The organism is Paenibacillus harenae (assembly GCF_030812415.1).
GTDB classification, from domain to species: Bacteria; Bacillota; Bacilli; order Paenibacillales; family Paenibacillaceae; genus Pristimantibacillus; species Pristimantibacillus harenae_A.
In genome coordinates, this window is record NZ_JAUSST010000002.1 from 527,688 (window position 1) to 550,758 (window position 23,071).

Here is a 23,071-nt window from a genome sequence, read left to right on the forward strand (position 1 = left end):
TAAATACCTATCATACATCATTTACGATTGCCGTTCAAAGATGGAAAATAGGGTGGTATAACACGGATGATAATTCAGCTAAGAGGATGAGTGAAGCCTATGGGTGCCAACACGGAGCAGTATGCGGGGTATTTGTTCGCTTATTTCAAGGGCGAGCGTTACGTAGACGGGGAACAAATATATTTCGCGCTTAGCGAAGGAAATAACGCGCTTGCTTGGAGGAACTGAACGGAGGACGACCGGTTCTTGTTTCGACGCTTGGGGAGATTACGGGTAAGGCGAGGGGCCTATTCTCTTCAAGTCGAATACCGAAGACAAGTGGTACGCTTTCGTCGATGAATACGTGGATCGCGGCTATATTCCGCTCGAATCGACGGATTTGAGCTCGGGCAAACGGTCGTTGCCCGCTCGCTATACCATGCCGGCATCTCCGCGCCTTGGCTCGGTTATACCCGCCACACGGCTCGAATACGATAGACTGCTAGAACGATATGGAGGATGAGTTCATGAAGAAGCAGCTGCAACAAATGCCGACTTTGATCGGCGAATGGGCAGATCCGTTTCTGTTCCGGGACGGAGAAGATTACTACATGTATCCGACGAAGGACAGTGCAGGATGGCTCTACGAGAAATTTCATGTGTTCCATAGCAAGGACTTGGCGAATTGGGACGGCCCTTACTTGGCGCTGGATCTGAATGAAGTGGAATGGGCGAAGACGCGAGCTTGGGCGCCGGGCATTAACAAGTATAAGGACAAGTATTATATGTACTTCTCCGCGGAAGCGCAGATCGGCGTTGCAGTATCCGATTCACCGCTTGGGCCGTTCAAGGATTTACTTGGCAAGCCGCTAATCACAAGGGATGAGTATGCCTGCCAAAGCATCGATGCCGACCTGTTCGTCGACGATGACGGACAGCCTTATTTGCTATGGGGACAGGGCAAGTGCTGGATCGTACCGCTGGAGGATGACATGGTCACTTTCAAAACGAAGCCAGTGCTGTTGTCCGATCAACTGTACGCGCGTCGCGGGCAAGATCCGAGCGTGTTCGACAGCGGCGTCTATAACGAAGGTCCGCATATGCAGAAGATCGGCGGAAAGTATATGCTGACGTGGAGCAACTACGATACGCGCGATCCTAGATACCAGATTTGTTTCGCGTCGAGCAATCATATTTATGGTCCTTACGAATGCCCGGAGGACAACCGCGTTACAAGGCCTTCCGAAAATTTCTTCGGAACGGGACACGCTTCAATGGCGGAATACGGCGGAGACTGGTATTTATGCTACCATCGGCTGATTGACCCTGCGGGTACCGTATTGCGCGAAACATGCATTAGCAAAATCGAATTCATCGACGGCAAGCCGAACGTCGATGTAGACCGTTGGATATCGGCGGACGGAGGGGATGTCGAATGAGCAAAAAACAAGGAAAGCTTACGATCCACACAACACAACAGGGAGCCGAGCTGGGCGATCTGTTCGGCATATTTTTCGAGGACCTGAACCATGCGGCCGACGGGGGGCTCTATGCGGAGCTTGTCCGCAACCGTTCATTCGAATTTGATCCGATCGATCACCGGGATTTTCACGCGCTTACCGCTTGGGAGAAAGTGGAGAGAGGCGGCGGGCGTGCAGAGCTGTCGATCGAGGATTCGCAACCGATGAACGTGCGGAATAAGCACTATGCCGTTATTGCCATTCAAGAGGCCGGCGATGGAGTCGGAATCATGAATATGGGCTTTAATACGGGAATTCCGGTCAGGGCGGGAGAAAACTACCGGTTCTCCTTCTACGCTCGGCGCGATGAGAGCTTGAACGAGCCGGTACGCATTGCGATCGAAAGCAAGACAGGCATCGTTCATGGGGAAGCGGTTGTTGTGGTGGATTCGGCCGAATGGAAACGTTACGAAGCGGAAATGACCGCGGATGAAACGAATTTCAGCAGCAGACTGACGATTGTAACGGGCGGAACGGGCAAGCTGTATGTGGATATGGTTTCGTTATTCCCGGTACTCACCTACCAAGGACGCACGAACGGGCTGCGGGAAGATATTGCGACGTTACTGGCGGAGTTGAAACCGAAGTTCATGCGTTTCCCGGGCGGATGTCTGGTGCACGACGGCTCGTTGAACCCCGATGACCGCAACTCGATGTATCGATGGAAAAATACGATCGGCCCGGTCGAGCAGCGTCCGTCGAGAAGAAATAATTGGAGCTATAATCAGACGCTCGGATTAGGTTATTACGAATACTTCCTGTTCTGCGAGGACATAGGAGCGAAGCCGATCCCTATCTTGCCGGGCGGTTATGACCCGCATCATAAGCGGATTGTGCCGATTGACGAATTAGGTCCTTGGATCGACGACGCGCTGGATCTGATTGAATTCGCGAACGGCGATCCGTCTACGGAATGGGGTTCCATCCGCGCCGAGCTTGGTCATCCCGAGCCGTTCGGGCTCGAATATATCGGCATTGGCAACGAGGAGGTCGGCGAACCGTTTTTCGAGCGGTATACCTACTTCCACCGGGCGATCAAGGCGAAGTATCCGGCTATGAAAATCATTAATTCCAGCGGCCCGTTTGCGGCCGGGGGAGAATATGAGCGAGGCTGGCAATCGGCGCGGGAGAACGGTTCCGATCTGGTGGACGAGCATTACTATCAATCTCCGGAATGGTTTCTGGCCAACTTCGACCGCTATGACGGTTTTAAAGCCGATGAGCCGAAGGTGTTTCTAGGCGAATACGCCTCGTGGGGAAATACGTATTATAATGCGCTCGCGGAAGCGTCATTCATGATTGGCTTGGAACGCAACGCCCATGCGGTCGGGCTTGCCTGCTATGCGCCGATGCTTTGCAACGTCGATTACGTGAACTGGAAGCCCGACCTTATTTGGTTCAACAACCATGAGGTGTTCGGGACGGCGAATTACTACGTGCAGAAGCTGTTCATGCATCATCAAGGCGACCGATTGCTTCGTATCGAAGCGAGCGGCTTCGAGGAACCGTTATCCGTTGAAACGAAACCGATCAATGGCGCTATCGAGCTGGGCACGGACGCAAGCAGCGTGCTGTATTCGAACGTTAAGATCGTGAATAACGATACTGGCGAAGAGCGGACGTTCGCCGATTGGACGGCCGAGCTGTCGGATACCGAGGAGGCTCGCCAAGAAGGCAAGGCTAAGCGGTTCGAACGCCTATGCGAAACGGATTGGTCCAACTATACGTTGCACATGTCGGCTAAGAGAACGGGCGGACCTAGAGGGTTCGTGGTCGCCTTCGGCCAAGCGGACGACAATAACAAGCTGTTCTGGGAAATTAGCGGATGGCAAAATCAAGATTCCGCGATCAGCTCCCGCGTGAACGGGCGCGGTTCCTGCTTAACCCAAAGTCTGTTCACCGTCGAGACCGGCGTTGCCTATGAGCTAGCGCTCGAAGTGTCGGGAAGGAAAATTCGCGCATTCATCAATGGCGAGCTTATGCATGAAACGGAGGACCGGCTTGCCGTCATTCGGCCGCTCTATTATTCCTCCAGCGTTGACGGCGCAACAGGCGACACGATCGTCAAAGTCGTCAATATGCAGGGGGTCGGCGTATCCGCTCATATCGAATTGGAGGGTTTGCCAACGGTCGGCAGGCGCCGTGCCGAAAGCTATGAAATGTCAGGCCATTCGCTCGAGGACGAGAACAGTTTCGAGCAGCCTAGGAAGATTGCGCCAGTGGAGCGAGAGTTCTCGTTCGACGGCAACGAATTTGCGCATGAGTTTCCACCGTACTCCTTAACTGTATTTAGAATTGGTTAGACCGCAGCATGAAAGCTGTTGGATAGAGGCTGACCCGCCAGGTGTAAGAACACTCGGCGGGTCAGTCAATATGTGTGATTTCGCCATCCCATTGTTAAGGGGTGGTTTTTTTTGTGCTCAGCGCGCTACAGCTACTATAGCGTCGTTTTGGGCAACTAAATAGATCGGTTGGTTGAAAATAGGCCAAATCGTTCGATTTCGGGACGCTAATCAGGCAGAATGTTCGGATTTCGGAAGATTAACCTCTTGTCGAATGATAGTTTTTGTGACATCATCAGGCTTATAAATTGTCTAACTACTCTGAAATCTAGCGAAGGAGCAAAGCTCATGACGAAATTCAAAGGCGGAGACATTCCAAGGGAAAAAGTGAAAATGGCTAAGCATTATCCATTCTTCATCGGGGACACGATAGGCGTGGAGAGCTACTGGCAGAAGCTTCATTGGCATGACGTGCTCGAGATTAATTTGATCAAATCAGGTACCGGCTATTACATGATCAACGGGCGGAAATTCGAGTTCCAGGAAGGCGATATTTTGCTCATCAACTCCAATGATCTGCACTGCGCTTACGAGACGAAAGATCTTATTATGCAGGTTACGTCCTTCGATCCGGCATGGCTGATCAGCAGCTTGCGTCTCGATCCGGAGCTGCTCAGCCCCTTCCGCGAAATGGGGGTATACTTCTCTAATCTGCTCGATCGCGAGCATCCGCGAATGCACAAGATGAGAGCGCTTCTATTGGAACTGCAAGAGGAGCATGAAAGCGAAGAGCGTTCCTATACAACGATCGTATATGCGCTGCTGCTGCGGTTTCTCGCCATCGTCAACCGGGAATTCAGGATCGAAGGAGCGGCTATTGCCGCAAGTCCGATCAGCGAGCGCCAGCTCGACAAAATGCGTTATGTCATCCATGAGATGGAGCAGAACTTCGCGCACCCGTGGACGCTGGAGGAGCTGGCGGCGCTTGTCTATTTGAGCCCTTCCCGTTTCAGCGATATTTTCAAGCGGACGGTCGGCATGCCGCCCCTGTTGTACCTCATCCATATCCGGCTGGAGAAGGCGGTCGCGATGCTCGAAAACAATCAATTGAAAATTACGAACGTTGCCCTGGAATGCGGATTTCGTACATTATCGAACTTCAATAGACTGTTCAAAAAACATATCGGCGCCTCGCCTAAGCAATCCAGACGCTTTCATGGCTCTTAACCAGTAAAATAGTGTCGGTTTTCAAACGTATAGGCGAGGAATGAACCATAACTTGCCTTTACAATATGAATATATCAAGTTAACCGAATATGTTATGAAACCTAACGCTTATGTGACTGGAAAAAGAAAAGGGGAGGGAACGCGATGCCGCAATTGAGCGTGAAGACGGCGGAACAAGAGTATAGAAAGCCGAATCTGCTGCGGAGAATCGGCAAGCAGTGGGATATTCAGCTAATGGTCGTGCCTGCGCTGCTCTTCATTATTGTATTCAGCTACATTCCAATGTACGGGGTGCTGATGTCGTTCCAGGATTATAGCTTGTTCAAAGGGTTCATGAACAGTCCGTGGGTTGGGTTCAAGCATTTCGAAATGTTCTTCCATGCACCCGAGTTTTGGACGGTGATGCGAAATACGCTCGTCATTAGCCTCTTAAAACTTGGGATCGGATTTCCTGCACCGATCCTGCTTGCGCTCATGTTGAACGAGATTGGCGGCCGGGTGTTCAAACGGCTTGTGCAAACGATCAGTTATTTGCCCCACTTCCTCTCGTGGGTCATCGTGTCGGGCTTCGTTATTTCGTTGCTCTCGACCGATAACGGCAGCGTGAACATGCTGCTTCAAGCGCTGAATATTATCGACGAACCGGTCAACTTCCTTGCGGAGCCGAAGTATTTCTGGTCGATCCTCGTCGCGACGGGCGTATGGAAGGAAATCGGCTTTTCATCCATCGTCTATCTGGCGGCGATCGCGGGTATCAACCCTCATCTCTATGAGGCTGCATCGATCGACGGCGCCAGCCGGATCAGGCAGATGTTCACGATCACGATTCCTTCGATTTTGCCGGTCATCATCGTATTTTCCATCCTGGCTATCGGCAACTTGCTTAATGCGGGCTTCGACGACATTTTGCTGCTTGCAACGAACCCGGGCCTTCGAGAAGTGAGCGAGGTCATCGATACCTACGTATACCGCGTAGGCGTGCTGAATTCCAGATATTCATATGCGACGGCTGCCGGGTTGTTCAAAGCGTTAATTAGCGTCGCGCTCCTCGCCGGGGCGAATTACTTGGCTCGCAAATCGGGCAACAGCTTATGGTAACGGGAAGGGGCGTGCGAAGCGATGAAGCTGGCGACGGAAGATAAGCTGTTTGTTGGATTGATCTATATCATCCTGGCCGTTCTGGGCTTTACGGCATTGTATCCATTCTGGAACGCGGCGGTCATTTCGTTTAACTCGGGAGCCGATACGATGCTCGGCGGGATAACATTCTGGCCAAGGGATTTTACGTTGCAGAACTACGAGGTGGTATTCAAAGACAAGCGTCTCATTGACGCCTTCGTTATATCCGTCTTGCGTACGGCAGCGGGCACGGTAACGTCCATTGCCGCTACGGCGATCTTCGCTTACGGAATGACGAAGCGGGGGCTGATCGGCCGCAGGATTTATATGATTATGTGCGTCATTACGATGTATTTCGGCGGAGGACTTATCCCGAGTTACTTGCTTATTCAAGAACTGAACCTGATGAACAGCTTTTGGGTCATGGTTATTCCCGGAATAATCAGCGTTTGGAACATGATTATATTCCGTACCTTTTTTAACGGCATCCCGCAAGGACTGGAAGAGTCGGCGCAGATCGACGGCTCGTCGAACTGGGGTATTTTCTTCCGTATCGTGCTTCCGTTATCAGGGCCTGTTATTGCTACATTGGCGTTGTTCACCGCGGTATATCATTGGAATGATTGGTTTACGCCAAGTATTTACATTACCAATACGGACTTGCTGCCGATCCAAACGAAGCTGAACCAAATTCTGAACTCGAATATTATGCTCGAGCAAATGCAGAATATGGATTCCGCGGCGCAAGGAAGGATGAACCGGATGAGATCCGTAACGACCAAGTCGTTATCGATGGCAACGATGATGGTAGCGACCGTGCCTATTCTTTGCATTTATCCGTTCGTGCAAAAGTACTTCGTCAAAGGCGTTTTAATCGGTTCCCTTAAGGAATAGGCGAGGGTATAAGGCATTAGTCTTAACCATAGATAAGCATGGGGAAGGGAGCTTAAAGACATGAAAAAGGTGAACAAAGCGTTTCTCTCGGCATTGTCAGTCACAATCGTTATCGTATTTGCGCTTGCAGGATGTTCGGGCTCTAACAATGCCAACGAGCCGGCTAAGGAGGGCAACAACGGTGAAGACGGAGGGACGGAGCAGACCAGCGAAGCGTACGAGCTTGGCAAAGAGCCGCTGGAATTTTCCTTCTATGGCCATTATGACTGGTATACCATGCCTGTTTGGGGCGAAGATCTAGCGACCAAATGGATCAAAGAGAATAAAAAAGTGAACGTCGTGCCGATCAGCTCCGGCGGCGCAGCCAAGAACAAGCTAAGCACGATGATCGTCTCCAAAGAGCTTCCCGACGTGATGTGGATGGAACGCGGCGCCGACGTAGAGAAGCTTCGCGCAGAAGGGCTGCTCGTTCCGTTCGACGATTATTTGGATAAATATCCGAATTTGAAAAAATGGGCAGGAGAGTCGACGCTGGATATGCTTCGTTCCCCGGACGGCAAGCTGTATCAGTTCCCGAACTGGTATACGACGCAGCCGAACGGCAACTCGGGTTACCTCGTAAACAAAAAAATCTACAACGAGCTAGGCGCGCCAAGCCTCGAAACGGTAGACGATCTGTATGCATACTTAAAGCAAGTTAAGGAGAAGTATCCGGACGTCGTGCCGCTCGAGCTTGGTCAGACGGCAGCCGGCATGGACGTCATGGTATCGGCATTTGCGGAGAACCGGCCTTTTACATTCAACACGATGATGGCCGTTCCGCAGGATAACAAGCTCGTATCGTTGTTTGCGGATCCTGTATATCGCGAGCTATTGCAGTTCACAAGCAAGCTGTACCGCGAGAAGCTGATCTCGCAGGATACATTCACGCAGAAGCTGGAGCAAGTCGAGTCGAAAGTCGTTAGCGGCAAAGTTGCGGTATATGTAGCTTCAAGTCCGACAGAGTTCGGTGCCATCGGCAACTCGCAGCTCAGCGCGCAAGATCCGGAAGCAGGCTACATCATGGTGTGGCCGGTCCATAAGGCTGGTCTTGACAAAAACAAAATATTCCCTGGCGATTACAAGCAGCTTGGCTGGAACGTTAGCGTCATTACGAAAAACGCGAAAAACCCGGAAGCGATCTTCGCTTTCCTCGATTGGTTCACCGGTCCGGAAGGACAACGTACGATTATGTGGGGTCCGGAGGGCTTGTATTGGGACGGTGTCGACGCAGAGGAAGCTCCTCTCTTCACGGATAAATTCACGAGCGATACGAAAGGCCGCGACGAGCTTATGAACTCGACGGTAAACTTCCAATGGAACGGCAACACCGTATACGTCGACAATTCCAAAACGAAATTCGAATCTACGCTGCCGGCCGAGAAGCGCAGCTGGGAGACGTACTGGCAGTCCGAGATTACGTGGAAAACGCAATTCAATACGACCGAATACGTAAATCTCGATCCGGCAGGCGATTCCGAAGAAGGCATTATCGCGCAAAGCATTCTTTCCATCTATGAGCAAGCAAGGGCGAAAGCGGTCATGAACGCCAAATCGGACGAAGAAGTCATTGCCATCCTCGACAAAGCCGAGGATGACGCCCAGAAAGCGGGCTACGAGAAGCTGCTTGCTTACAAAACGGAGAAGTGGCAAGAAAACGTGGCTAAATTAAGTGAATAAATTGTATTAGAGACAATATGGCGACGGAGGCCGTCCATCGCTGCTTGCGCATGCGCTTCCTGGCAGGAGGCGCATGCGCGAGAGGGCGGGCCGGTCTCTCGTAGCCCAGTAACCGCATGGGAGAGATCGTATTTGACATATTATTTGGGTATCGATGGAGGAGGAAGCAAGACGCTGGCGGTCGTAACCGACGGCGCGGGGCGTGTCTTAGGCCGCGGCGTAAGCGGATGCGGCAACCATCAGCTCGGCGCAGAGCTTGCTGACGGGAGCATCCGGGCAGCAATCCAAGCGGCTATGGAGCAGGCAAATGTAAATCACGAGGATATACGATTTACGGCGTTTGGGCTGGCTGGCGCCGATCGTGAAGCCGATTTTCATATTTTGCGACCGATGATCGCTGCAATGGGCTTCGAGCATCATCACATTGTATGCGACACCGTTATTGGTTTACGTGCCGGAACGAAGCAGCCCGACGGCGTCGTTATCATTTGCGGCAGCGGCACGAATTGTTACGGCGTTAACGCGCTTGGCGAAGAGATGCAGTGCGGAGGCTTCGGCTATTCGTTCGGGGATTTCGGAGGCGGCTCCGACTTGGCCGTCGAGGCATTCCGCGCGGTCATCCGTGCTTGGGACGGCAGGGAGAAGTCTACGGCTTTAACCGGTCCGATGCTGCATATGCTCGGGTTCGAGACGGTCGAAGAGATGTTTCATGCGTATTTGGACGATTACAAGAGAGCGCCGCATACGCTGGCGAAGCTGCTGTTCGAGGTGGCGGACAGCGACGAAGCGGCAAGGAAAATCCTGCAAAGGCAAGGAACGGAGCTCGGCATTTCGGCGAGCGCAGTCATCCGCAGGCTGAATATGGGTAACGACAAGTTCGATCTCGTCATGGTCGGCAGTGTGCTGACCCGAGGCGACAGCAGGTTTATCGCGCCTTATATCGAGGAACAGGTGAAAGCGGTTGCTCCGAATTGTACGCTTCGCGTTCTGCAAATGGAACCGGTTGCGGGAGCGTTATTGCTGGCCATGGAGAAAAGCGGGCAACGGGTGGAAGCAGCCGTATACGATAATTTGAACGCCGATTTGGCGGTAAAGGAGAGAAACGCGGAATGGGCACTCGATTGAAAGTTGCAGTCATAGGCGGCGGCTCGTCTTATACCCCTGAACTCATAGAAGGTTTTATATTGAATTTCGCTGCATTACCGGTAACGGAAATCGTACTCGTGGATATTCCCGAGGGCAGGCACAAGCTGGCTGCGGTCGGACAGCTTGCTCGGCGGATGATCGAGAAATCGGGTTTGCCGATCAACCTGACTTTAACGCTTGACCGCCGCGGCGCGCTTCTTGACGCGGACTTCGTATCGACCCAGATGCGGATCGGAATGCTCGAAGCGCGGGGATGGGACGAATCGATACCGCTGAAGTACGATATGATCGGGCAAGAGACGACAGGCGCGGAAGGCATGATGAAAGCGCTTCGCACGATTCCCGTCCTGCTTGATATATGCAAGGATATGGAAGAGCTATGTCCCGACGCATGGCTGCTTAACTTCACGAACCCGGCGGGGATGGTGACGGAAGCGATTCATAAGCATTCGACGATCAAGTCGATCGGGTTATGCAACTCGCCGATAGCCGCATACAAGTGGCTATCCGGGTTATACAACGTTCCGATTGACCGCATTTATTGCGAGTTCGCCGGTCTCAATCATCTTCATTGGGTCAGCCGGATCGAGATTGACGGCGAATCGAAGCTGGAAGAACTGCTGGACAGCCGCGGAGGCTATACGGCGGCTAACGTTCCGCAATTTGCCTGGAATGAAACTCTGATTAAGTCGGTTGGCGCGATTCCATCTTATTACTTGAAATATTTCTATCTGCACCGAGAGATGCTGGCGGAGCAGAAGACGGCGGCGGCCAAAGGCGAATCGCGGGCGGAGACGGTGAAACGGCTGGAAGATGAACTGTTCGACATTTACAAAAACCCGGAGCTTGCCGAGAAGCCGAAGCAGCTTGAGCAGCGCGGAGGCGCTTATTACTCCGAGGCAGCCGTTAAGCTCATGAATTCGCTCTATAACGATACCGGCGATATCCAGACGCTAAACGTTCGCAACGGCGGCATTCTGGACTTCCTGCCGGATGACGCATGCATCGAGGTGAACTGCAAGGTGACGAAGGAAGGGCCGATTCCGCAGCCGGTTTCGACTGTTCCAGCGTCGGCGAAAGGTCTTATTCACGCCGTGAAAACGTACGAGTCGCTGGCCATAACGGCGGCGGTCACGGGCAGCCGCGATACGGCGCTGCTTGCGCTGACCAGTCATCCGCTCGTCGATTCAGCAAATGCGGCGGAACGTATGTTTGCGGAAATGCTGGAGCAAAATAAAGCGTATTTGCCTAAGTTTTTCGGATAATTTCTTAATTGCGGAAGCCCTGAAAGGTCTATTCTGACCTTACGGGGTTTCTTTCTATTTCATTCCGTTTCAAACATTTGCAACAAAATGATACGGCGTTACGTTTTAGACTAGGAACGCAAACACATCCAATAAGGCAGGTGCATCTAATGTCATTCCTATCCAAACATCGCAATCGCAAAAGCATCGCAGCTCTAGTCGCTGCCGCGTCGTTAACCGCTATGCTGCCAACCGCTGCTTTCGGAGCGGTGCAAGCGGCACCGACCGTACAATTTCAAATCGGCAGCCTTACTGCTGTAAACGATAATGGGCCCTTCACGCTCGTGAACGCCCCTTACATCGAACAGGGCGTCGCAATGGTTCCCGTGCGCGCGCTGGCCGACGGACTGGAAGCGAAGCTGGAGTGGGATCCCGCCGAGAAGTCGATCAAGCTGGAACGGAGCGGCTTGACGGTATCGCTGAAGGCAGGAGACGATTCGATGGTCGGCACATTCGTGAAAAACGTCAAGCTGCCGGCAAAGGTCGCAATCGTGCGCGGACAAGCTTTCGTCCCTGCGAAGAGCGTGGCTCAGCTGCTTGGCGCGGGTACGACATGGGAGGCGAAGACGAAGAAGGTGACGATTAAGATAAACGGCGAGGAAGCCGGCGTCGTCTCGGAACGTTTCACATTCAGCCCAGGCGAGGAAGGCTGGCAAGGCGGCTTTGCCGATCTGCCCGTCGATTACGACCCTTCGATCTACGAGCTTCTCTATGCTAGAGAGCTATTGCCGCTTAAGGACAATGGGTCGAATTACGGGTTGAAGCTTAACGGAATGAACCGCAGCGACGACTTGTTCATGTTCGCGACTCGGAAGATTACCGGTTTGAAGCCGAACGCGACTTATGATGCTGCGTTAGCGTTCACGCTGTATACGGACCAAGCGGGCGATATGATGGGCGTCGGCGGAGCGCCGGGCGAGGCGGTCAGCATCAAAGCGGGCTTCGTGTCGCAGGAGCCGAAGGTCGTGAAAGAGGAGGAAGGCGGGCAGGTTTATTACAAGGTGGACGTGGATAAGGGCAACCAGTCCGTCGAAGGGGCGGATATGAAGATCGTCGGCAATATGGTTAAGGAAGATGGCGGAGCGGAAGGCTTCCAACCAAAGCCGATGAGCCATGCGGCGACGCTGAAAGCGAATGCCGCGGGAGAGCTGTTCGTCATCATCGGCAGCGACTCCGGATACGAAGGGCTGACAACGTTGTATTTGGACGATGTGTCCGTTACGTTGACGCCGCGTACGTAACGTATCGCCTATGATGGCACGCTTTATAGACAGCGATTTTTCGCGGAATGCGGAAGATCGCTGTTTTTTTTCCTTTGAAACGGGTTGGGAACTGAGGTAAGATGCAGTAAAGCAGCGTGAATGCGCTTATTATGCAAGGGGAAGTGAGAACAAGAAATGACGATAACCGTTCAAGATGTGATCGACTGGTTGGAACGGCCGGTCAGGCGTATCGACAACACGGTGGATGGGCTGAATGCGGGGCAGCCATCGATGGAAGTGACGGGCATCGCCGTCACTTTCGTAGCGTCGCAGCATGCGATCGAAGAAACGATTGCGAGGGGAGCTAACCTGCTTATCACCCATGAAGGCGAATATTTCAGTCATCGGGGAGGACGAGAGCAGTGGCCGGATGATTCGGTCGTCGAGGAGAAGAGACGATTAATTGAACAATCGGGAATCGCAATTTACCGTTTCCATGATTATTGGCATGCTTACAAGCCGGATGGCATTACGGAAGGACTGAAGGAGGCGCTTGGCCTTAGCACCTATGAGCGGGATGAGCTGTCTTATGCATCCGTGATTGAACTTCCAGAAGCAAAATCCCTTAAGGAAATTGCGCTTGATGCGAAAGGGAGGCTCGATTTACCCCATGCCAGAGTAGTTGGCGACCCGGCGAAGATGTGCCGGTTAATCGGGTTATCGGCAGGTTATCGCGGCGGCGGCGCGAACTCGATCCCGTTGTTCAGCCGCTACAATCTAGATCTCATTATAACCGGCGAAGGACCGGAATGGGAGACTCCCGAATATGTTCGCGACGCAGTATATCAAGGAACAGGCCGCGCGATTTTACTGCTCGGCCATGCGGAAAGCGAAGAACCGGGCATGAAGCGTTTGGCCAAGTTGCTGGAGCGCGAGTTCGATGGCGTGCCGGTAAGCTTCGTGAAGCAAACGCCGCTATTCAACTTCCTTTAGCGGTGCTGATAATCTATTTTTTTCAAAGTGAATCCTATCGTTTGTCAGGTTGTTTTTGACCTATTATTCGTTACGATATATAAATACGAAATGGATAGGAGGCTGTATGGTGCAATGACGACAGAACAACATGACCGACAGGATAAACGCAATGGAGGCTATGAGGGGTGGCTTCGGTATACGCATATTGAGGACGCTTACAAGAGAGAGGCTTACAGCGTGCGATGCTCGCAATTACAAATCATGGGCGAGTCGCCCGTTATTCATACGGCGCGAACCGAATTAGCGGCGGCGCTGGATACGATGTTAGGCGTGAAGCCCAGGGAAATGAATGGCACTGGCGGTGAATCGTTCGGCATTATTGGTGGAACCATCGACAGTTTCACTCGCTGTGACGCCAGAATCCCAGAGGACTGTCATTTAGATGAGCTTGGCGTGGACGGTTACGTCATCCAGGCAGAGGAGACAGGCCCGATATGGCTCTTTGCAGCATCTGATAATGGCGTGCTCTATGCGGTATATCATCTGCTTCGCTTACTCCAGACTGATCAGCCAATCGGAAAGCTATCCATTCGCGAGACGCCGGTTAACGGGCTGCGGATGCTCGATCATTGGGACAACATGGACGGTACGATTGAGCGTGGATATGCGGGCAACAGTATTTTTTTCCGTGACAATCGCATCGTCGCCGATAGGGATCGTATTCGGGACTACGCGCGTTTGCTCGCGTCGGTGGGCATTAACGCGGTAGCGATCAACAATGTTAACGTTCATCGTGAGGAAACGAAGCTCATAACGGAACCATTACTGCCGGACGTTGCAAAGGTGGCAGACGTATTCGGCGCTTACGGCATCCGTCTCTACTTAAGCGTCAACTTCGCAAGTCCGATCGAGATCGGCGGACTGGATACGGCCGACCCGCTTCATCCGGACGTCTCCGCCTGGTGGAGAGCGAAGGCGAAGGACATCTATCGCTATGTGCCATCGTTCGGAGGATTTGTTGTCAAGGCCGATTCCGAATTCCGGCCAGGACCGTTCACTTACGGCCGCAACCATGCGGACGGCGCGAATATGCTCGCGGATGCGCTTGCGCCGTTTGGGGGACATGTCATATGGCGCTGCTTCGTCTATAACTGCTTGCAGGATTGGCGCGACAGGTCGACCGATCGTGCCCGCGCGGCGTATGATCATTTTAAGCCGCTTGACGGCCAGTTCCGCGATAATGTTCTGCTTCAGATTAAGAACGGGCCGATGGACTTTCAAGTACGCGAGCCTGTGTCGCCACTATTTGGCGGATTGTCGCGGACGAACCAACTGCTGGAGCTGCAGATTACGCAGGAGTATACCGGGCAGCAGCGTCATCTTTGTTATCTCGTCCCGCAGTGGAAGGAGGCGTTGGACTTCGATACCTTCGCAAGGGGCGAAGGATCGACGGTTGCGTCGGCGGCAAGCGGAGCGCTGTTCGGCACGAAGCTTGGCGGCATGGCGGCGGTATCCAATGTAGGCGACGACAGTTGCTGGACGGGACATCCGCTGGCGCAAGCCAATCTGTTCGGGTTCGCAAGGCTGGCGTGGAATCCGGCTTTAGACGCGGAAGAGATTGCGGCCGAATGGACGGCGATGACGTTCGGAGCCGACCCGGATGCGCAGCGGGTTATAACGGATATGCTGCTTGATTCGCTAACCATCTACGAATCTTATACTGCACCGCTCGGAGTAGGCTGGATGGTAAATCCGGGGCATCATTACGGCCCGAACGTGGACGGTTACGAATATTCGAAGTGGGGCACATACCACTTTGCGGACTGCAACGGCATAGGCGTTGATCGTACGGTGCGTTCGGGAACGGGTTATACGGGACAATATGCACTGCCGCAGTACGAGCGATATGAGTCTCTTGAACAATGTCCGGACGAACTGCTATTATTTTTCCACCATGTTCCTTATACGCACAAACTTAAATCTGGTAAAACCGTTATTCAGCATATTTATGATACGCGCTTTGAAGGAACGGAAAGAGCGGCAATGCTTGTCACGAGATGGGATTCCATTAAGCGCTCGATCGACGCCGAGATCTATCGGCTTGTGCGGGAGCGGCTGGTCCAGCAAGCGGAGCATGCGAAGGAATGGCGAGATGTGCTGAACACGTACTTCTGCCGCAAATCAGGCATCGCCGACGAGCTGGGCAGGACGATTTTTTAAAGACGGAACGTAAAATCGAAAAGAGAATGGAGGCTCAGGCTGTGGTCCTGAGCCTTTTTTTTTGTTCAGTTATCGAACAAACTAAATATTTTATACCAAAAACTAATCATTGTAGGGTTACGCTTGAACTTCTTTGAAGTTATAATTATCGGTGCTTCTAAATTACAATGTTCGTGTAATTTGTATCCGTTTACATGTAGCTTTTTGAAAACATTTCGAATAAATGGCAGGGAGGAAAGATGCAGGATGAAAAAGTCATTCTCGTCGACGATGAAGTTTTTGCACGGAAAGGCTTGCGGGCTCTTATTCCTTGGCATGAGCTTGGCTATACGATTGAGGCCGAGGAGGCTTCGGACGGTGAAGAAGCGCTGGGGCTGATCGAGGTTACACAGCCCGATCCATAAGATCAAGCTGCATATCGACGCGAATTATCGCGAGAACATGAGCCTTAAAAGTATTGCGAAACAATTCTATATGAATCCCATTTACTTGGGCTAGCTTTTCAAGAAGACGTACCATGTATATTTCAACGATTACGTTCTCGGTCTTCGGGTGCAGGAGGCGAAGCTTCTGCTTAGGTAGACCGACTGCAAAGTATATGAGATTGCAGCGAAGGCAGGCTTCAGCAACGCCGATTATTTCGTCACCCAATTCGAGAAGGTAGAAGGCAAGTCCCCAACGGAATACAAGCAATCATTAATCGCACGCAGCAAATCACAAAAATAACGGTAGGTGAGTGTATGTTCCAGCGAATGAACGATATTCGGCTGCGCAATAAAATGATCATCGTATTTGTACTTGCCGTACTCATTCCCGTCGTGCTGACGAACGTCATCTTCTTTAACTTGACGACGAGCAGCGTGAAAAAGCAGAAGCTGGCTGATATCAACCGGGGGCTCGAGCAAATACGCAATGAAGTTAATGATCAGATCGAGTCGGCGGTAGGCATATCGACCGTACTATACAATGACACGTTATTGAATGAGTATATTGAGAGACAGTACGGCAATCAGTCCGATTATGTGGAAAATTACCATACGTATATGATCAATTTGCTTGATAAATACAGTCCGGTGTATGAGGCTATTCAGGCGGTCACAATCTATTCCACCAATGATACGATTCTATATGGCGGGCGTGTGCAAAGAATCAACAGTCACGTTCGTGAGCAGAATTGGTACAAAAGCGTGATGAGCAAATTGTCGGCGCAGCCGGCTCTGGAACGCAATAATCCTGAGTATCCAGGACTTGCGCCTAATACACTGAGCATCATCCGGAAAATGGTCGATTCTGGTGTCAATGGTTCGGCAGAGAAGCTGATTAAGATCGATATGCATCCCCAAACCATAAGAGAAATGCTGCAAAACGTTACGCTCGAGGGAACGGTCTATTTAATTCGCAATAATGAAATTCAATATTCGTCGGATCCGCAGCAACCGCTTAATGACGGAAGCGGACGAAGTATACGCTATGACCAGCCGGATTCGTCCGGTGATATGATCGTGCTGGAAAAAGATTTCGGCAACGTTACTTATCTGGAGGACTGGAAAATCGTTGGCGAGTTCAAGGAGCGTGAGGTGCTGGAGGACGTTAGCAAATCGAAGTTATTCGTTGTGTATATGTCAATTGCGAATATTCTCGTTCCGACACTTATTCTCGTATGGTTCACTCGGTCGCTAAGCGATCGGCTTGTCCGCATTCTTAAGCAGATGAAGCGGGTAAAGAACCATTCGTTTGAGACGATTAACGATACCCCTTCAGCGGATGAGATCGGTCAGCTAACGGAGGAGTTTAACCGGATGACGCTGCAGATCAAGTCTCTGATCGACGATGTCTATATCGCTGACATTCAGAAGAAAGAGCTTCAGCTGAGCCGCAATCAATCGCAGCTTCATGCCCTGCAAAGCCAGATCAATCCGCATTTCCTGTTCAATTCGCTGGAGACGATTCGGATGCGAAGCTTGATGAAGGACGAGCTTGAGACGGCGAAGATCATTCATAATATGGCCAAGATATTCCGCAAGTCGCTTAGTTGGGGCAAGGACTGGATTACGCTCAAGGACGAGCTAGACCTTGTCGCATGTTTCCTTGAAATTCAGAAATACCGGTTCGGCGATAAGTTGAATTATACGATTCATGCCGATGAAAGTGTACTGTCGACGATGATTCCGAAAATGACGCTGCAGCCGCTTGTCGAGAATGCAAGCATTCACGGAATCGAGCCGCTCAAGGAGGCTGGATGGATTCACATTCATATCGAGAGAATGGCAACGGGGATTGCCTATACGATTAAGGATAATGGCGTAGGCATTCCGCAGGAGAAGCTAACGCACATGCTCGCTGGACTAGATAAGGATGACACGGTTTCCGACAATGTAGGTATGCGCAACGTCTATTTGCGGTTCAAAGGGTTTTATGGAGACAAGGCGGACTTCCAGATTAGGAGTGAGCCGGTCCAAGGGACGGAAATCACGATTGTAATATCCGATTCTGAAGACATATGACCTATAACAAAGCGCTTTCGCAACGAGCTGATGAAGATGCTGCAGAACTCCAACGCGTCGATTAGCGGCGGAGACGTGGCGGGCGCTGCTGCCAGCGCGAGCCAAAGCGGCAGCAATTATGTAACGCCGACCTCGATTCGGGCAACAATGACGATTGTAGCAAGCTTGCCGATCATCATGGTATACCCCTTCCTACAGCGTTATTTTGTCAAAGGCTTGACACTTGGCGGCGTGAAGGGTTAATAGTAGAATATCGGATGCAGTTAGAATAGCCTGTCGCTGACAGGCTATTTCTGCAATTGTGTAACTTTTTAAAAGGCGGGTGGATACTGATGGGCAATAACGGGATCATTCATGAAGCAACGACGAAGCAACGGCTGCTTGCGATGACGTTCGATGACGGACCGGATGAGACGTATACGCCACAATTACTGCAGGTGCTGGCGGCGCATGGGGCGAAGGCGACATTTTATATGATAGGAAGTTCGATTGAGGCTTACCCGGATGTTGCTAGAGCGGTACATAGTCAGGGCCATGAGATTGGCAACCATACCTATAACCATCCTTATTTAACGAAGATTGCTCATGCGGAGCGCAAGGAACAGCTGGAGCGAACTCACGCTTTGATAATCGAAATAACCGGCAGCAGTCCGGCTACATTCCGGCCGCCTTATATCGATTACAACGATGAAGTCGCGGCTGAGGCTGCTGCCATGGACTACCAGATGATTGGCGCGGTTAATATGGAGGCGATGGATTGGGCAGCTCCCGGCGTTGACCATATCGTCAGCAAGACGATGGAACAAGTAAGAAACGGCGGCATTCTAATATTTCATGACGGATATGGCGATCGTTCGCAGACGGTAGAGGCTGTAAAGCAGCTCGTGCCCGAGTTGATGCATCAGGGCTATCGCTTTGTGACGGTAAGCGAGCTGCTGAAGACGGCCGAACCAGTATAGTCGCGTAAGGAAGATCTGTGAATCGTTAGTGAGGAGCGTTCCCAGGAGCAGCTCCTTTTGTTTATTCGCGTTTACAATAATTACAAATGCAGGTGATACTAGCTTGACAATTCCTTATTACACTTGATCGTGTAGATCAAACAATTAATAAGGAGTGGACAAGTTGAACAAAACGATTGACCGTAAAACATTTCTGTCTTATCTGGGTACGGGCGCTGCTGCCCTGGCAGCTGCATCCGCAGGCCTCGGAACGCTGAATGGCAAAGCATCCGCCATGTCATCCACGGCAGATCATCTGTTTGGCTTCAATACGAATCGTGTAAGCGGCTATTTTGAACCGATTGCTCCATCCTCGGAAGATAAGCTCCTGCTCCCAAAAAATTTCAAATACGATGTCGTCGCTGCTTTCGACGATGTGATTAACGCGGCTGGCGAGCGCTTCGGCGAAGGCAGCGACTATAACGCTTATTTCCCTCTTGAAGGCTCTAACGTACGGGGGCTTCTCGTCACTAACCACGAATATAGTACAATCTTCTCGCTCGGCCCGGTGAAGGATGGCAAGATGACAAAGGAGCAGCTTCACAACAATCTTTACTACCAAGGCATGTCTGTCATCGAAGTGTATCGCGACGAGAAGGGCGTATGGAAGATGGATATTAATTCATCCCATGCCCGCAGAATCAACGGCTATACGAAGTTTGATCTTACCGGTCCGGCAAAAGGCGGTTCCGCGCTTGGCGGCGCGACGACGGCTGTCGGCACGTTCGCGAACTGCTCCGGCGGCGTAACACTCTGGAATACAGTATTATCGTGCGAAGAAAACTTCGCGGAGACGGCAGCTGCGTCAAGCTTGCCTGAAACGCACTACGGATGGGTCATCGAGATTGATCCGTTCGATAAGAAATACTTAAAGAAGCATACAGCACTTGGACGCTTCAATCATGAGAATACGGCAATGGGAATAGCGAAGGACGGCCGCGTTGTCGTATATATGGGCGACGACAAGAAGGACGCTTGCGTCTATAAGTTTATTTCGAAGGGCCAGTACAACAAGTCGCTGGGTCGCGGCAACTCTGCTCTGCTTGAGGAAGGCACGTTGTACGTTGCCAACTTGAAGAAAGGCGAATGGGTGCCTGTTACGCTCGAAGCTGTGTCGAAAGCGATTAAGGACAAGCCTGAATTGCAGAAGAAGTTCGTAACGCAAGGCGATGTCGTTACTTTTTGCCAGGAAGCTGCGCTGCTCGTTGGAGGCACGCCGACGGACCGTCCGGAAGATATCGAAATTTCGCCATTCGACAATACGATCTTCATCTGCCATACGAACAACGATAATCATGGCAACATTCACGGCCATATTACGCGTATTTTCGAGGGCGGCAGCGATCTCGGATCGTTAACGTTCGACTTTGAGATTTTCGCCGCTGGCGGCCGTCAATCGGGCTTCAGCTCGCCTGACAATCTGGCTTTCGATTCCAACGGGCATCTGTGGGTCGTTACCGATATTTCCAGCTCCAGCCAAAATAAAGGCGTGCACAAATCGTTCATGAACAACGGCCTGTTCGTTATTCCGACGAGCGGACCTGACCAAGCGAAAGCGCTCCAGTTCGCATCCGCGCCGGTTGAGAGCGAACTGACTGGGCCGTTCTTCACGCCGGACGAGCAGACGCTGTTCTTGTCTATACAGCATCCGGGCGAGAATACGACCGATCTGAACAAACCTACAAGCAGATGGCCGCACCGTGCCGGCGATAGCAAGGCAAGATCCGGTGTCGTCGCGATTAGCGGATTTAAGCTTGGCTAAGCGGTACTAACTCTTTTCAATCAGCCACGGATTTTCTCCGTGGCTGAATACTATTCTTTAGGAGATGACTGATTATGCCATTCGGAAATATTGGAATTGGTGGTTTAGTTTTGATTCTTATCATTGCCCTGATTATCTTCGGACCTTCTAAGCTGCCAGAACTCGGTAAAGCGTTTGGACGTACGTTAAGTGAATTTAAAGGCGCTACTCGCGGTCTTGTAAATGGCGAGGACGAGGAGAAAAAGAAACCTGAGGCGGGACAGGAAAGCGTCCTTCCGAATAAGTAATATGAAAAATCAAAACGAACAAAATTTACTTGGACATTTGGAGGAAATGAGGGCACGTATCATACGTACCCTCATCGCTTTCTTGGTATCCATGGTAGCGGCTTTCATATACGTACGTGATATTTATCAGTGGCTGGTAAGAGATATGGATCAAAAGCTGGTCGTGCTTGGTCCATCAGATGTAATGTGGGTGTATTTTATGATTGCAGGTGTGGTCGCTATTGCGGTAACACTGCCAGTTGCCGCTTATCAAACATGGAAATTTGTTCAACCTGCAGTACCAGAACAAGCGCAACGAGCTACATTGCTGTTCATACCAGGAATCACTTTTTTATTTGTGATTGGAATATGTTTTGGTTACTTTATTTTGTTCCCGATGGTTCTTCATTTTATGAATGAGATGGCTGCGAATGATTTTGCCACCATGTATACAGCCGAAAAATATTTTACCTTCATGATCCATATGACAGTTCCGTTTGGTATTTTATTTGAAATGCCAGCGGTTGTTATGTTTCTTACCAAGCTTGGAATTTTGAACCCGAATAGATTGGCAAAGGCGCGTAAACTGGCTTATTTCGTTCTTGTAATTATTGCGGTTACCATTACGCCACCGGATATTTTATCGGATATAATTGTGATTGTACCGTTATTCTTGCTTTATGAAATCAGTATTACGATTTCTAAAGTTGTATATCGTAATCAGCTCAAAATGCAAAATGATATTGTAACGAGTTAATTGTGTTCGTAACAAAGAGCAGCCATGTAGGCTGCTCTTTGCGTTTAGTGAGACATAGTTCAGGTTTTATCACCTTAGTACTAATCAAGGACTAAATTATTTTACAATAATAGAAAATAACTATCGGAATGAAAAGGTAACGGCATTTATAGCGAGCAAATGGTGGCCAAACTATAATGCTACATAGAAACTAGCCAGCGAAAAAGGAGTGTATGAAACCTACAAGAAGGAAGTTCACTCCCGAAGAAAAAGCGCGTCTAGTGCTGGAAATTTTGAAAGAAGAAAAATCCGTTTCTCAGCTAGCAGCTGAGCATGGTATCCATGCCAATGTCCTCACTCGGTGAAAGACGGAAGCGATTCAGAACCTCTCGCAATTGTTCGTAGACGATCGAAAAAGCATCATGAAAATGAAACTGGATTACGAATAGCAAATCACGGACTCTACGCCGAGGTTGGAAAGGCCTCCACCCAATTGTCGTGGATCAAAAAAAATCTGGCCTCTAATGGCCACGTGAACACTTTTCGCCTAAAATAGCCCCTTTCTGAATGGATTGTTAATTGCTAATTAACGTAAACATTACCTGCCCCATCTTTCAAATTGTGTCCTTTGAAACCATGACCCCGTGTTGTACGTCTTAATAACAGGCGAAAGGGAGAAGCTGAGATCAGATCCATAGCAAACGATTAGGCAAGGAGAGTTCACGATGCAAATTAGAATGCTGGCTTACCGCGAGCCTCCGCCGATGGAGCTGCTGCTAATGGCCGATCCGTCGGAGAAGCTGGTGAACGAATATTTGAACCGGGGACAATGCATGGTTGCCGAAGCCGGCGGCGTTATTATAGGCGTCTATGTATTGCTGCCGACAAGGCCGGAGACGATCGAGATCGTGAATGTAGCAGTCGCCGAGAGCGAGCAGGGCAGAGGCGTCGGCAAGCAGTTAGTCAATCATGCGATCCAGACCGCTAAGCAGCTTGGCTACAAGACGATCGAGATCGGCACGGGCAACTCGGGCGTCGGTCAGCTCGCGCTCTATCAGAAATGCGGATTCAGAATGGTCGGCATCGACAGGGATTTCTTCATAAGGCATTATGATGAGCCCATCTATGAAAACGGCATTCAGGTGGTCGATATGGTTCGGCTATCGCAAGATTTGTAAATAAACGCATGAAGAAGCTGAGTCGCGCGTCCGAGTCAGC

20 protein-coding genes and 2 pseudogenes are annotated in these 23,071 nt (G+C 50.9%); all 22 read left to right on the forward strand.

What is annotated here, in order from left to right; all coding sequences use genetic code 11:
- Positions 1–99 precede the first annotated feature (99 nt).
- The 22 genes and pseudogenes from J2T14_RS07255 (at position 100) to J2T14_RS07355 (ending at position 23,031) form a co-directional block, all read left to right on the forward strand.
- Complete coding sequence (locus tag J2T14_RS07255; protein WP_307469336.1) at positions 100–228, forward strand: hypothetical protein; 129 nt, start codon at positions 100–102, stop codon at positions 226–228.
- Between the two features lie 278 nt (positions 229–506).
- On the forward strand, positions 507–1,418 hold the full coding sequence (locus J2T14_RS07260) for a family 43 glycosylhydrolase (protein ID WP_307469338.1): 912 nt from the start codon (positions 507–509) through the stop codon (positions 1,416–1,418).
- Positions 1,415–3,802, forward strand: a complete 2,388-nt coding sequence (locus J2T14_RS07265; RefSeq protein WP_307469340.1) for an alpha-L-arabinofuranosidase C-terminal domain-containing protein — start codon at positions 1,415–1,417, stop codon at positions 3,800–3,802. Before J2T14_RS07260 ends, J2T14_RS07265 begins: the two co-directional genes overlap by 4 nt.
- Positions 3,803–4,129: 327 nt before the next feature.
- Positions 4,130–5,008, forward strand: coding sequence for an AraC family transcriptional regulator (locus J2T14_RS07270; RefSeq protein WP_307469343.1), 879 nt, complete (start codon positions 4,130–4,132; stop codon positions 5,006–5,008).
- A 144-nt stretch (positions 5,009–5,152) separates the two neighbouring features.
- Positions 5,153–6,106, forward strand: coding sequence for an ABC transporter permease (locus J2T14_RS07275; protein WP_307203726.1), 954 nt, complete (start codon positions 5,153–5,155; stop codon positions 6,104–6,106).
- Positions 6,107–6,127: 21 nt separating this feature from the next.
- A complete protein-coding gene (locus J2T14_RS07280) occupies positions 6,128–7,021 on the forward strand; it encodes a carbohydrate ABC transporter permease (RefSeq protein WP_307469347.1) in 894 nt (297 codons plus the stop codon).
- A gap of 60 nt (positions 7,022–7,081) precedes the next feature.
- The gene (locus J2T14_RS07285; RefSeq protein ID WP_307469350.1) at positions 7,082–8,740 is read left to right on the forward strand and encodes an extracellular solute-binding protein; all 1,659 of its coding nucleotides are present in this window, start codon (positions 7,082–7,084) and stop codon (positions 8,738–8,740) included.
- 132 nt (positions 8,741–8,872) lie between these two features.
- Positions 8,873–9,865, forward strand: coding sequence for an N-acetylglucosamine kinase (locus J2T14_RS07290; protein ID WP_307469354.1), 993 nt, complete (start codon positions 8,873–8,875; stop codon positions 9,863–9,865).
- On the forward strand, positions 9,850–11,151 hold the full coding sequence (locus J2T14_RS07295) for a 6-phospho-beta-glucosidase (protein WP_307469359.1): 1,302 nt from the start codon (positions 9,850–9,852) through the stop codon (positions 11,149–11,151). The genes J2T14_RS07290 and J2T14_RS07295 overlap by 16 nt, the downstream gene beginning before the upstream one ends.
- A 149-nt stretch (positions 11,152–11,300) precedes the next feature.
- Positions 11,301–12,431 (forward strand): copper amine oxidase N-terminal domain-containing protein, encoded by a 1,131-nt coding sequence (locus J2T14_RS07300; RefSeq protein ID WP_307469361.1) that lies wholly within the window; start codon positions 11,301–11,303, stop codon positions 12,429–12,431.
- Positions 12,432–12,587: 156 nt separating this feature from the next.
- Positions 12,588–13,385, forward strand: a complete 798-nt coding sequence (locus J2T14_RS07305; RefSeq protein ID WP_307469364.1) for a Nif3-like dinuclear metal center hexameric protein — start codon at positions 12,588–12,590, stop codon at positions 13,383–13,385.
- A gap of 114 nt (positions 13,386–13,499) precedes the next feature.
- Complete coding sequence (locus tag J2T14_RS07310; RefSeq protein WP_307469367.1) at positions 13,500–15,587, forward strand: alpha-glucuronidase family glycosyl hydrolase; 2,088 nt, start codon at positions 13,500–13,502, stop codon at positions 15,585–15,587.
- 239 nt (positions 15,588–15,826) lie between these two features.
- Positions 15,827–15,991 carry a hypothetical protein gene (locus J2T14_RS07315; RefSeq protein WP_307469369.1) on the forward strand — a complete coding sequence of 55 codons (165 nt, stop codon included), beginning with the start codon at positions 15,827–15,829 and terminating at the stop codon, positions 15,989–15,991.
- Between the two features lie 31 nt (positions 15,992–16,022).
- A pseudogene (locus J2T14_RS07320) lies at positions 16,023–16,313 on the forward strand (helix-turn-helix domain-containing protein); the annotation flags it as partial.
- Positions 16,314–16,327: 14 nt separating this feature from the next.
- Entirely contained in the window at positions 16,328–18,091 is a 1,764-nt protein-coding gene (locus J2T14_RS07325; protein WP_307469371.1) for a sensor histidine kinase, read from the forward strand.
- 24 nt (positions 18,092–18,115) lie between these two features.
- Positions 18,116–18,334 (forward strand): annotated as a pseudogene (locus J2T14_RS07330) (carbohydrate ABC transporter permease); the annotation flags it as partial.
- 89 nt (positions 18,335–18,423) lie between these two features.
- A complete protein-coding gene (locus J2T14_RS07335; protein WP_307469373.1) occupies positions 18,424–19,050 on the forward strand; it encodes a polysaccharide deacetylase family protein in 627 nt (208 codons plus the stop codon).
- Positions 19,051–19,213: 163 nt separating this feature from the next.
- Entirely contained in the window at positions 19,214–20,851 is a 1,638-nt protein-coding gene (locus tag J2T14_RS07340; protein WP_307469379.1) for a PhoX family protein, read from the forward strand.
- A gap of 74 nt (positions 20,852–20,925) precedes the next feature.
- Positions 20,926–21,138: a twin-arginine translocase TatA/TatE family subunit gene (gene tatA, locus J2T14_RS07345; protein ID WP_307203739.1), complete on the forward strand. Its 213-nt coding sequence runs from the start codon at positions 20,926–20,928 to the stop codon at positions 21,136–21,138.
- A gap of 1 nt (position 21,139) precedes the next feature.
- Positions 21,140–21,874, forward strand: coding sequence for a twin-arginine translocase subunit TatC (gene tatC / locus J2T14_RS07350; RefSeq protein WP_307203740.1), 735 nt, complete (start codon positions 21,140–21,142; stop codon positions 21,872–21,874).
- A 212-nt stretch (positions 21,875–22,086) separates the two neighbouring features.
- Positions 22,087–22,218: a transposase gene (locus J2T14_RS30820; protein ID WP_373458117.1), complete on the forward strand. Its 132-nt coding sequence runs from the start codon at positions 22,087–22,089 to the stop codon at positions 22,216–22,218.
- 360 nt (positions 22,219–22,578) lie between these two features.
- Positions 22,579–23,031 (forward strand): GNAT family N-acetyltransferase, encoded by a 453-nt coding sequence (locus tag J2T14_RS07355; RefSeq protein ID WP_307203742.1) that lies wholly within the window; start codon positions 22,579–22,581, stop codon positions 23,029–23,031.
- The last annotated feature ends 40 nt before the right edge of the window (positions 23,032–23,071 follow it).

Bases quoted from the DNA above. Each gene is read 5' to 3' on its own strand.
- J2T14_RS07255 (WP_307469336.1), top strand. From the start codon at position 100: ATGGGTGCCAACACGGAGCAGTATGCGGGGTATTTGTTCGCTTATTTC.
- J2T14_RS07260 (WP_307469338.1), top strand. From the start codon at position 507: ATGAAGAAGCAGCTGCAACAAATGCCGACTTTGATCGGCGAATGGGCA.
- J2T14_RS07265 (WP_307469340.1), top strand. From the start codon at position 1,415: ATGAGCAAAAAACAAGGAAAGCTTACGATCCACACAACACAACAGGGA.
- J2T14_RS07270 (WP_307469343.1), top strand. From the start codon at position 4,130: ATGACGAAATTCAAAGGCGGAGACATTCCAAGGGAAAAAGTGAAAATG.
- J2T14_RS07275 (WP_307203726.1), top strand. From the start codon at position 5,153: ATGCCGCAATTGAGCGTGAAGACGGCGGAACAAGAGTATAGAAAGCCG.
- J2T14_RS07280 (WP_307469347.1), top strand. From the start codon at position 6,128: ATGAAGCTGGCGACGGAAGATAAGCTGTTTGTTGGATTGATCTATATC.
- J2T14_RS07285 (WP_307469350.1), top strand. From the start codon at position 7,082: ATGAAAAAGGTGAACAAAGCGTTTCTCTCGGCATTGTCAGTCACAATC.
- J2T14_RS07295 (WP_307469359.1), top strand. From the start codon at position 9,850: ATGGGCACTCGATTGAAAGTTGCAGTCATAGGCGGCGGCTCGTCTTAT.
- J2T14_RS07300 (WP_307469361.1), top strand. From the start codon at position 11,301: ATGTCATTCCTATCCAAACATCGCAATCGCAAAAGCATCGCAGCTCTA.
- J2T14_RS07305 (WP_307469364.1), top strand. From the start codon at position 12,588: ATGACGATAACCGTTCAAGATGTGATCGACTGGTTGGAACGGCCGGTC.
- J2T14_RS07310 (WP_307469367.1), top strand. From the start codon at position 13,500: ATGACGACAGAACAACATGACCGACAGGATAAACGCAATGGAGGCTAT.
- J2T14_RS07315 (WP_307469369.1), top strand. From the start codon at position 15,827: ATGCAGGATGAAAAAGTCATTCTCGTCGACGATGAAGTTTTTGCACGG.
- J2T14_RS07325 (WP_307469371.1), top strand. From the start codon at position 16,328: ATGTTCCAGCGAATGAACGATATTCGGCTGCGCAATAAAATGATCATC.
- J2T14_RS07335 (WP_307469373.1), top strand. From the start codon at position 18,424: ATGGGCAATAACGGGATCATTCATGAAGCAACGACGAAGCAACGGCTG.
- tatA (WP_307203739.1), top strand. From the start codon at position 20,926: ATGCCATTCGGAAATATTGGAATTGGTGGTTTAGTTTTGATTCTTATC.
- tatC (WP_307203740.1), top strand. From the start codon at position 21,140: ATGAAAAATCAAAACGAACAAAATTTACTTGGACATTTGGAGGAAATG.
- J2T14_RS30820 (WP_373458117.1), top strand. From the start codon at position 22,087: ATGAAACCTACAAGAAGGAAGTTCACTCCCGAAGAAAAAGCGCGTCTA.
- J2T14_RS07355 (WP_307203742.1), top strand. From the start codon at position 22,579: ATGCAAATTAGAATGCTGGCTTACCGCGAGCCTCCGCCGATGGAGCTG.